The sequence below is a fragment of the Streptomyces sp. WM6386 genome (genome assembly GCF_000972385.1).
Taxonomy (GTDB): domain Bacteria; phylum Actinomycetota; class Actinomycetes; order Streptomycetales; family Streptomycetaceae; genus Streptomyces.
In genome coordinates, this window is the sequence record NZ_JXTE01000409.1 from 1 (window position 1) to 548 (window position 548).

Genomic DNA, 548 nt, shown 5'->3' on the forward strand with positions numbered 1-548 from the left:
AGCAAGAAGAGGGGGCGCAGGCTGTGGGAACAAGAGCAGCCGCAACCGGACTGGAAACGCATGGACGGCGTGAAGGAGGGTTTTTTTGCGTGCACGCCAAAACGCACACGGTCCTTCGGCTTTCTGGTCCCGTAGCGCCCCGAACAACGTGGCCCGCCTTCTCTGTTGGATGATTCCCGCAGCTCAACGGCACTTCGCGAAGCGTTCGGCGGCCATGCCTACAGCGAAATTCCGCCCCTGGCGCCGGCCGGAAAGCCGGCCTCGTCTCCTTCCCCAGAACCGCACCTGACCCGCCTAAATATGGCCGACACCACACCGAAACCCACACGGTTTGGTGGGTCATTGCCTTTTCGGCTCGGGCGCTACTCGTCCGGTTCGGACGTACGAAGTGGCGGTCCCCGGACGGTCGGTGCTGACCGGCGTGAGGCCGGACGCGGCCGGGACGGTGAGGACCATGGTGAGTCCGCCGCCGGGTGTGTCCTCTGCGGCCAGGGTGCCGCCCATGGCCTCGGCGAAGCCGCGCGCCACCGCCAGGCCCAGCCCCACAC

Annotated in this window: 1 pseudogene; it reads right to left on the reverse strand. The window is 66.8% G+C overall.

Annotated elements, in window-relative coordinates:
* Nucleotides 1-339 precede the first annotated feature (339 nt).
* Nucleotides 340-548, reverse strand: a pseudogene (locus tag TN53_RS41980) (hypothetical protein); the annotation flags it as partial.